Raw genomic sequence first — 9,358 nt, forward strand, 5'->3', positions numbered from 1 at the left:
AGCTTCAGCGTCAGCCCCGTAAGCCCGAGCGCTGTTAGGAAGTCGTATGCGAGGAGAATCGCCTCGGCATCCACTAGAGGACTCGCCCCGCCGATTGCCTCCACGCCGAACTGATGGAACTCGCGCATGCGCCCCGCCTGCGGGCGGTCGTAGCGAAACATCGAGCCGATGTAGAACAGCTTTTGCAGACCGCCGTCCGCATAGAGCTTGTTCTGCAGATAGGCGCGCACGGCAGACGCCGTATTCTCGGGGCGCAGCGTCAGACTGCGCTCCCCACGGTCAGAGAAGGTATACATCTCCTTGTCCACGACATCCGTGCCGTCGCCGATTCCGCGCTGAAAGAGCTCCGTGTGCTCGAAGACAGGCGTGCGGATCTCATGGTAGCCGTAGCGGGCGCAGAGCTCGCGGATGACATTCTCCACATATGTCCACGCGCCCACCGCATCGGGCAGTATATCCTTCGTTCCCCGTGGCGCATTCGTCAGCATCAGGGCGTTTCCTCCTCGTATTCCGCGCGCAGGAGCGCACGGCGTTTTTCAATGTAGATGTCAATATCGCGCAGATAGGTCACAAGATCCTTGGCATGAAAGACGGAGTGCATCCGCCCCGAACGAACGCCGAGCACCTTCGTCGTGGCGGCACCGCCGATGCCGATGATCGTCTGGTGCTCCTCCATAATCTGAATGTTGTAGATGCTCTCGGCACCTGCGCGGGCATAGCCGACGTTCTCAAGATCGCCGCTCATATAGCCCTGTCGATAGAGATAGTACGGACGATAGCCCGCCTCCTCCACCGCGCGTACGGCGACTGCGCTCATGCGCTGCGTCTCCGCGTCCGACGGCAGTTCGACGTGCTCCGTCTCCATTTTCAGCCGGAGATTCGAGCCGCGCTTCAAAGCAAGTGCGTGCAGGGTGATATCGTCGGGCGCGAGGGCAGTTACCTGCGCCACCGTGCACGCGACATCCTCCGCCGTTTCGCCAGGCAGTCCAAGGATCACATCCATATTGATGTGCACATCGAACGCCGCGCGGATCTCGTGCACCATGCGGACAATATCCTCGGGCGTGTGGTGGCGTCCAATACGACGAAGCGTCTCTGCCTGCATCGACTGCGGGTTCACGCTCACGCGCGTCACGGCGTATGCCTTCATCGCCGCAATCTTCTCCGCACTCATGCTGTCAGGGCGTCCCGCCTCGACGGTGAACTCCACAATCGTGGGTCCATAAAACGCATTATATACCATTTTGAGCATTTCGGCAAAAAAATCATTTGGAAGACTCGTCGGCGTGCCCCCACCGATGTAAATACTCTCGACCGTAAGCCCCAGCGCGCGCACATCCTCCGCTGCTGCCGCGAGATCGCGCGCAAGCACATCCATAAATGCACGCAGCTTTTCCCTGCCCGGCAGGAGATTCGACGGAAAGGAGCAGTAGAAGCAGCGCGAGAGGCAGAACGGGATGCCGACATAGATGCTCACCCTGCGCACATCGCTATGCGCGAGGAACGGCAGCTGCCGCACGGCAACCTCCGTGATGAGCTGTGCCTTTCCCACACTGCAATCATAGTCTGCCTGCAATCGCGCAATGACTGCCTCAGGTGTCATGCCGCTCCGCAGCCATCGGTGCACGATCTTCGTCGGGCGCACGCCGTGCAGGATGCCCCACGGCGCAGGCGGCAGCTGAAAGCGCGTGCGAAAGAACGCATAGACATTGCGCTTGATCGCACGGTGCACGGCGGCACGCGGCACCTCGTCCGCTGCACCGTCCGAGGAGAATTCAAATCTCTCACATGACCCGTCGAGGGCAAAGAGAAGTATCTCAGTCATGACAGAAGGCGGCTCACATCCCGACTGCCGGTTCACCACCGACAGCTGAGCGTAATCCGCCTCCCCTGCCTGCCCTACGATCTCCGCCTTGAAGAGCGTCAATACCTCGCGGACAATTTTGACAATGACCTCGGTACTCGTGTTTATCGTAAGCGACCGAATCTTCACGCCTATTTCTGCTTCTCCTGACATTTTTTGCAGATGCCAAAAAACTTCGCCTGATGGTTCTCGACCTTGAAGCCCGTCTTCTTGAAGATATCCTCCTCAAGATGATCGAGCATATCCTCCTCGAACTCCGAGATCTCCTTGCACTCCGTGCAGATGAGATGATGGTGGAAATGCTGGTTCGGGTCGATCGGATTCAGCTCGTACGAGTACGAGCCCTTGTTGCGCTTGTCGAACTCCTTGCCGAATTCAATCTTCTGCAGGATGCCGAGCGAGACGAGAATCTCGAGGCTGCGGTACACCGTTGCAAGCCCGATCTCCGACTCCGTGCCGCGCAGAATGTCATAGATCTTCTCCGCGCTCAGATGCTCACTCGGATGATCCAGTATCACCTGCAGGACAATCTGGCGCTGCGGCGTCATCTTGCGCTGCGTCGCCTGCAGACGTTTTTTCAGATCTTCCATCGTATAGGTATCTGCCATACTCTTTCCCTCCATAGATTTATATGCTGACTCTCCAATATATAATCACAATCAATGAGAATAGTATAGCACATACGACAAGTTTTTGCTATAGAAAGGAAAAACTAATTGAGAATGTTCATTTTAGAATGCGGCAAATCATTCTCAGCTCTTCTCCTCAGCAATGCGGCGCAGGGTCTCCATCATGAGCTTTGCCTCGGGCACAATCGCCGCAATCTCCACGCGCTCCTCGGGCGTGTGGATGCCGTGCGCCGTCACGCCAATGGACACCATGTCGAGCTCAGGATTCTTCGCCGCGTGCCAGCTCGTCTCGAGTCCCGCATGAATGCTCTCGACGGTCATTGCAGCACCGCCGTTCTGCGCGGCATAGACCTCACCCATGATCTTCACAAGCGTGCTGTGCTCGCGCTCGCGCCACGCCGGCGATTTTGCTCCAACCGTGAGCGTGAAGCCCGTGCGCTTCGCAAGGGTCTCTGCCATCGTGACAATCTCATCCAGACGCTCGTTCACCGAGGAGCGTGGGAAGAACTGTACGTGCACCTCGCTCTCGTCCATGGTGATGACGCCGAGGTTCGCCGAGGTCTCCACCTTGTCCACATGGAGGCGCGACATATCGTGCACGCCCGTACGCAGAAGCGTGAGAAGCGCGATGAGATCATGCTGCTCATCTGCACCGATGACGCGCCCCGCATTCTCCACGCTCGAGAGAGAGAACTTCATCGCGGGGTCTGCCGTGCCATAGAGCGCATGGAAGCGCTTTTCTTCCTCCACAAGGACATTGACAATCTCACGCTCTCCAATCTCCGTGCGGATGATTGCCTCTGCCGTCGGCGGGATGGCATTGCGCGCCGTACCGCCCGTAAAGGACACAATCTCGATCTTGCCGTGCCCCGCGAGCGTCTGCAGTGCAAGCGCAAGTGTGCGGATTGCGTTTCCGCGCCCGTCGCCGATGCGCTCGCCCGAATGTCCGCCGCGCAGCCCCTCCACGGCAATGCGATAGGCAGGCAGGGCGGACTCCCTGCGCGTCAGCATGCGTGAGAAGTCGAGGTTCACGCTCCCCGCACTGCCGACCGTCATGATATGATAGTCCTCGGAGTCGCAGTTGATGAGGAAACGTGCGCCCGAGAGATGTGCGGCATCCAGATGGCGCGCGCCCGACATCCCCTGCTCCTCATCCACCGTAATGATCGCGCGCAGCGGTCCGTGTTCCTCCGTATACTGCATCGCGGTCAAAATTTCCGCGACACCGATGCCGTCGTCGCCGCCGAGGCTCGTGCCGTCCGCCGTCAGAGACTCCTCCGTACGCAGCATTTTGATTGGATCGTTCAGAGGGTCGTAGATCACGCCCGGCTTCGCGACACAGACCATGTCCATGTGCCCCTGCAGGATCGTCCGCGGTGCAGCCTCGCAGCCTGTCGTCGCGGGCATCTCGGCAATGATGTTGAGTGCCTCATCCTGCGTCACCGTGCAGCCGATCTCTGTAAAACGTTTCTTCAGATAGTCGCTGACCGCACGCTCGTGTCCCGAAGGACGCGGAATGTGCGTCAGCGCCTCGAACTCCGCAATGACCGTCTCCAAAATCTTCGCATCGTCTATCATAGTTCTTCCTCCTCATTATATCCTGCTCCATATTATAGCACAGACAGAAAAAAATCATAACTACCCGTCAAACGAGTAATTATGATTTTCTGCTGTTCAAGGCGCCCCTTCCATCGCAAGCGATCCCCCTCCCCCGCTCGGCGGGGGAGGCTTGAGCTTACAGCATAGGCGCCCCTTTTACTTCTTCGCCTCTTCTACAGCCTTTGCAACGGCTTCATTGAACTGGTCGTAGCTGACGGTTGCGCCCGCAATGGCATCCACCTTTGCGAGATCCTTCTTCGACTCAAGCTGACTTGCGTAGGACGCAATCGCCTTGTAGGCGACCTGCGCCTTCTTGCGAACGCCCTCGGGCTTGTCCGCGCCGTAGTTCTCGTCCTTTTGCTTGCCGTCCTTGTCAAAGCCCGTGTGCACAACCTTTGCAATCGCGCCGTTCTCAATCGTAAGCTCGACGTGCGAGTGACCGAGCTGTGCGTGCTCGCTGCTGTCCGCCGCAAACGTGCCGTCCTTCGCGCCCGTCAGATCGACGGACACCGCCTGTGCGGCGGGCTTTTCGTCATTCTTCGGCGCTTCCTTCTTCTCATCGCCGCAGCCCGCGACCATGACACCGATGGAGAGAAGCAGGGCAACGCCCAATGTCGTTTTCTTCATATCATGCCGTCCTTTCACGCATACGCCCGTGCTCGATGATGACGCAGCGCTGCGCCTCGTCACCGACCTCGGCAGAGTGGGTAACGGTGAGGATCGTATGCCCCTCGTCGTGCAGCTCGTGGAAGATCTTCATGACGAGCTTCTGGTTCTGCTCGTCGAGGTTGCCCGTCGGCTCGTCCGCGAGGATGAGGACAGGGTAGTTGATGAGGGCGCGCGCAATGCAGACGCGCTGCTGCTCACCGCCCGAGAGCTGACTCGGCAGATGGCTCGCACGGTCGGCGAGTCCGACGCGCTCGAGCGCCGCCATCGCCTCGTCACGGTCGGGCATGCTGTGGTAGTACTGCGCGACCATGATGTTCTCGACCGCCGTGAGATACGGGATCATGTGGAACTGCTGGAAGACGATGCCGATCTTGTCGCGGCGGTAGCGCGTCAGTTCCTCCGGCGTCGCATCCGTCAGCACCTCGCCGTCGAGGATGACCTCTCCGCCCGTCGCGCTGTCCATGCAGCCGATGATATTCATGAGGGTCGACTTGCCCGAGCCGGAGGGGCCCATGACCGCAAGCCATTCGCCTTTTTCGACCTTGAGATTGACATCGTCCAGAGCAAGCACCTTTTCGTTGTATGCCTTGGAAACGTGCCGCAGTTCAAGCAGACTCATTGCTTTTTCCTCCTATTCACCGCGCAGGATGATCGCGGGATCTACATTCGTCGCAATGCGCACGGGCAGGAGCGACGCAAGCCCTGTCACAAAGATAGACATGACGAGCGCAACGACGACAATGGTCGCGGAGAACTCGATGCCGCGTCCGAAGACGTTGACGCTGACGCTCTGGGCAAAGAGATAGCCAAAGCCCGAGCCGAGCACGCCGCCGAGAAAACCGAGGAGACACCCCTCGCCGAAGAACTCCGCGACAATGTGACGGTTATCCGCACCGAGTGCCTTCTTTAGCCCGATCTCGCGGCGACGCTCCGTCACAATCGCCATCATCGTCGTCGAGACACAGATCAGCGTCAGGACAAGGACAACGACGGTGACGATGAGCACGAGTGCCTGCAGTTTCCCGAGCACCGTGCCCTCGGACTGGGCAATCTGCTTGACGAGCTGGGGCTGAACGCCGGGTACATCCGTGCGAATCTTCTCCTCTGCGCGCGTCAGCTCATCCTGCCCCGCGACAACGGAGACCTGCGCGAGACTCAGCTCGCCGGGACGGCCCTTCATGTTCTGCATATCGGGCAGGGAGACAAAGACAAAGTTCTCCTCGTTTCCACCCGTGCGAACGATGCCGGACACGCGGTAATCACTCACAATCGTCCCCTCACCGCCCGATACGGTAATCGTATCGCCGGGATTCACACGCAGCTTCGCCGCAAACTCCGCGCCGAGCAGGATCTCCTTCTCGCCCGGTGTCGGCCAGTCGCCGCGAATCTGCCAATACGGGCTGACCTCCTGCAGGACGGCAAAGTCCGTGCCGCCCGCCATCACCGTCTGGTGGTTGATGAGAAGGGTATCATACAGGAACGGTGTGATGCCGACGATCTCATAGCCCGAGAGGGACTTGCGCACGGCGGCAACCGAATCCTCCTGAATCGCGCCCTTGTCTGTCCCCGGCAGGATAAGGAGGTTCGCACCGTAGGCGCGGAACGCACGCCCCATCTGTTCGGGGACTTCCTTGTAGACCGTGATCATGCCCGAGATGATCGTCGCCCCGATGGCAACGGCAAGCAGAGCGATTGCCATGCGTGCACGCCGCCGCAGCAGGGAATTGGCGACCATGATAAAGAACATTTTATATCGATTCATCATTCATCACCTGCCATAGAGAACCTCTGCCGGCTGCAGCGACAGAAGCATACGAATCGCGGGCACACTCCCGATAATGAGCACGAGCGACATGAGTACGGCAATAATCGGAATGACGTACGGATTCACCGCAATGCCCGAGCCAAAAACGTTCTCACCGATGAGCTGGGCAAAACCAAGCCCAACGACATAGCCGAGGATGCCGCCCATAATCCCCGCGATAAAGATCTCCGCAAGCACGGAGAGCACGACCGCGAGATTCGTCGCACCGAGTGCCTTGAGAAGTCCGAGCTCACGGCTGCGCTCCATGATGTTCGCACTGATGAGATTGCTGACACCGAGGCTCGAAGAGAGCAGCGACAAAACCGTAATCAGCAGCATAAGGAGCTGTGTCTTGTCGAGGATCTTCCCCTCGGACTCTGCGATCTGGCGCACGGGATGCGCTGCCGCATTCTGCATGACCTCCTCGATCTGATAGGCGATCGATCCGACATATGAGGTACAGTACCAGATGTCATACTCTGCCTGTGAGAGCGACTTCGGATTCTCTGCCGCCTTGCGTGCAAGATCATTCTCCGGTGTCGTCATCGCACTGACCTCGACCTGATCGATCTTCCCCGCAGCGTTTGCAAGATTCTGCGCAAGAGCAAGTGAGCCGACGATCTGATTCTCCTCATCGCCGCCGCCCGAAAGGATGCCGGTGACCGTCAGCGTGTCATCCGAACCGTCCGGCTTCTTGTACGAGAGTGTACTGCCCGCCGACACGCCGAGCTTCTGTGCAAGCTTCGTACCCACGAGCACCTGATTCGTCTGCGTATCGTCCGCCCAGTCACCGTCGACGTGCCACCACGACTTCATGAACTTCACGCCCGTGGTGTAGACCTCATCCGTCGGCAGCGTGAGCGTGTGCTCAAACCATGTGCCGAAGAACGGAACCGTCTCGCCGTCCGCGAGCGTGATGTTCGTCGTCAATGACGGTGAGAACGCAACGATATTGTTCGTCCAGAAAATCGTCTTGATATTGCCGAGATCCGATTCTTCGAGGTATTCACGATGTGTACTCTTCGTGGTTTCCACGCCGTAGAGATCCTTGAGCACCATCGAGTTGCGCGGTGTTACCGTGATGTTCGCACCGAATGCCTTCAGCTCCTGATTAACCTTCTCGCCGATGTCGAACATGACATTCAGCATGGCAGTCGCGAGCGAAACGCCAAGGGCGACCGTCAGTGCGATGAGGATGAACCTCCCGCGCTGACGGATGAGCGCCCCTTTTACCATTTGCCAAAACATGGCTTTCCTCCTCTCATGCCGTCACCGGAAGTGAATGCGTGCCGCTTCAAGTGTATCCCCTGCGATCTGCACCGCACCGTTTGCCACACGGTACTCCACGGGGATCGGGTTGCAGCCGCCGGGAAGGCCGATCGTCGCCTTGTTCATGACGACATCGCAGAGGCGGCAGACGATCTGTCCGTCGCGCTCGAGGTACCCCGTCGGTCCGCAGATCTCACACGCATCAAGCCCCACACCGAACGCAGAGCCGCCCTTCTGTACGATGATGACACGCACCTCCGTCCCATCTGAGGCACGGAAGGCATAACGGTGGAGATGTCCGTCCGAAACCTCCTCGAGCGGAATCTGCACAAGTCCGTCCTCCGCCTTGACTGCAACGGCAGGGACAAGCTGTTCCTTCTTGTTCGCATACCAACCGCCGACGCTCGAAATAAGTATCGTCAGAACGAGCATTGCAAGGAGTCCCGATCCCCAGCGCTTGCGCCGAATCGCGCGCGCGAGCAGCTGACGGTACTGCGCGGGATTTGCCCAGAGCGGACGCTCGGGACGCGGCTGCAAAAAGAGCGTAACGGGCACGAGAATGGAAACGAAGTAGATGGCATAGATGATTTTGTTCTGGTTATCGATAAACGGTGCCATAAATGGGATGAGCGCCTCCGCGCCAAGCACCTGCCGTGCCATCATGACCGTCATGACAAAGATGATCTGCTGCACGGCGGTCGCAGCGATCTGCACGGTGAAGACAAAGACAAGCCGCCCGTGGTTGAGTGCCGCCGCCGCATGGTACGCCAGATACCCCGAGAGGAAGCCGAGGAAGATGCCGCCGAGAAAACCGAGCATCTTGACAAAGAAAATGAGGGTAAAGTAGTCCCCCATCGCAACCTGAACCGTAGCAACAGGGATCAGCCAGAGTTCCAAACCGTGATAGAGGAAGATACCAAGTGCAAGCGCCCCCGTCCCAATACGGAAGACGCGCTCCTCCTTCGTTGTCCATTCACGATGCAGACTGCGCAGGAGGATCGTACAGAGAACGAGCGCGCCCACGAGATCGACACCGATCGCCATGCTCTCGAAAATCTCGCGGTTGACTGCGGACTTTGTACCGACACGCACGGCAGTCATAAAGAGCGAGAGGAAAAACCCCCACTTCAAAACGCGCACAAACGTATGGCGGATGCTTTGATTCGGCAGGGGCAGAATGATTGCAAGCAGAATACCGAGCGGCACGGCGAGCTTGATGCTCTCTTCGAGCGCCGGTACCAATTGTTGTAGAAACGCCTGTAACATTGTAATAACCCTTTCCTACTAGAAAAGCCGCCGTCCCCCAAGGACGGCAGCCATTCTAATTCCGGCAGGACAATGTGCGGCACAGGAATCCCGCGCCGTCATCGTCCGGGAGTAACTGAAATTACCACTTACGCGGAACGTATTTGAACACCCAGCTCATCTTGACCGGCTCGGTCCAGAGATGACCCGGAACGCCCGTCTCCTTGTCGGTGTGGAGCATGTAGTTCTGACGTGCGGGACTGTCGATCGAGAACTCGC

10 protein-coding genes are annotated in these 9,358 nt (G+C 58.5%); all 10 read right to left on the reverse strand.

Annotation, left to right across the window (positions count from 1 at the left end; all coding sequences use genetic code 11):
- On the reverse strand, positions 1-488 hold a 488-nt coding region (locus AXF19_RS12745), incomplete at its 3' end, for a histidine--tRNA ligase (protein WP_172837426.1).
- On the reverse strand, positions 488-1,993 hold the full coding sequence (gene hemZ / locus AXF19_RS12750; RefSeq protein WP_066849685.1) for a coproporphyrinogen dehydrogenase HemZ: 1,506 nt from the start codon (positions 1,991-1,993) through the stop codon (positions 488-490). The genes hemZ and AXF19_RS12745, both read right to left, overlap by 1 nt.
- A gap of 2 nt (positions 1,994-1,995) precedes the next feature.
- Positions 1,996-2,472 (reverse strand): Fur family transcriptional regulator, encoded by a 477-nt coding sequence (locus tag AXF19_RS12755; protein ID WP_084784839.1) that lies wholly within the window; start codon positions 2,470-2,472, stop codon positions 1,996-1,998.
- 144 nt (positions 2,473-2,616) lie between these two features.
- The gene (gene pepD, locus AXF19_RS12760) at positions 2,617-4,071 is read right to left on the reverse strand and encodes a beta-Ala-His dipeptidase (RefSeq protein ID WP_066849691.1); all 1,455 of its coding nucleotides are present in this window, start codon (positions 4,069-4,071) and stop codon (positions 2,617-2,619) included.
- Positions 4,072-4,248: 177 nt separating this feature from the next.
- Entirely contained in the window at positions 4,249-4,719 is a 471-nt protein-coding gene (locus AXF19_RS12765; RefSeq protein WP_066849694.1) for an FMN-binding protein, read from the reverse strand.
- 1 nt (position 4,720) lies between these two features.
- Complete coding sequence (locus AXF19_RS12770) at positions 4,721-5,380, reverse strand: ABC transporter ATP-binding protein (RefSeq protein WP_021685770.1); 660 nt, start codon at positions 5,378-5,380, stop codon at positions 4,721-4,723.
- 12 nt (positions 5,381-5,392) lie between these two features.
- The gene (locus AXF19_RS12775) at positions 5,393-6,526 is read right to left on the reverse strand and encodes an ABC transporter permease (RefSeq protein ID WP_066849697.1); all 1,134 of its coding nucleotides are present in this window, start codon (positions 6,524-6,526) and stop codon (positions 5,393-5,395) included.
- 3 nt (positions 6,527-6,529) lie between these two features.
- Complete coding sequence (locus AXF19_RS12780; RefSeq protein WP_066849700.1) at positions 6,530-7,813, reverse strand: ABC transporter permease; 1,284 nt, start codon at positions 7,811-7,813, stop codon at positions 6,530-6,532.
- Positions 7,814-7,834: 21 nt separating this feature from the next.
- Positions 7,835-9,100: a DUF2318 domain-containing protein gene (locus AXF19_RS12785; protein ID WP_066849703.1), complete on the reverse strand. Its 1,266-nt coding sequence runs from the start codon at positions 9,098-9,100 to the stop codon at positions 7,835-7,837.
- Between the two features lie 121 nt (positions 9,101-9,221).
- Positions 9,222-9,320 (reverse strand): iron transporter, encoded by a 99-nt coding sequence (locus AXF19_RS12790; RefSeq protein ID WP_237141754.1) that lies wholly within the window; start codon positions 9,318-9,320, stop codon positions 9,222-9,224.
- Between the last annotated feature and the right edge of the window lie 38 nt (positions 9,321-9,358).

It is taken from the genome of Selenomonas sp. oral taxon 126 (assembly GCF_001683335.1).
In the GTDB taxonomy this organism is placed as follows: Bacteria; Bacillota; Negativicutes; order Selenomonadales; family Selenomonadaceae; genus Centipeda.

Excerpts from the sequence above, each read along its gene's own strand:
- AXF19_RS12785 (WP_066849703.1), bottom strand. The coding sequence starts at position 9,100 with ATGTTACAGGCGTTTCTACAACAATTGGTACCGGCGCTCGAAGAGAGC.
- AXF19_RS12775 (WP_066849697.1), bottom strand. The coding sequence starts at position 6,526 with ATGATGAATCGATATAAAATGTTCTTTATCATGGTCGCCAATTCCCTG.
- AXF19_RS12770 (WP_021685770.1), bottom strand. The coding sequence starts at position 5,380 with ATGAGTCTGCTTGAACTGCGGCACGTTTCCAAGGCATACAACGAAAAG.
- AXF19_RS12765 (WP_066849694.1), bottom strand. The coding sequence starts at position 4,719 with ATGAAGAAAACGACATTGGGCGTTGCCCTGCTTCTCTCCATCGGTGTC.
- pepD (WP_066849691.1), bottom strand. The coding sequence starts at position 4,071 with ATGATAGACGATGCGAAGATTTTGGAGACGGTCATTGCGGAGTTCGAG.
- AXF19_RS12780 (WP_066849700.1), bottom strand. The coding sequence starts at position 7,813 with ATGTTTTGGCAAATGGTAAAAGGGGCGCTCATCCGTCAGCGCGGGAGG.
- AXF19_RS12755 (WP_084784839.1), bottom strand. The coding sequence starts at position 2,472 with ATGGCAGATACCTATACGATGGAAGATCTGAAAAAACGTCTGCAGGCG.
- AXF19_RS12790 (WP_237141754.1), bottom strand. The coding sequence starts at position 9,320 with ATGCTCCACACCGACAAGGAGACGGGCGTTCCGGGTCATCTCTGGACC.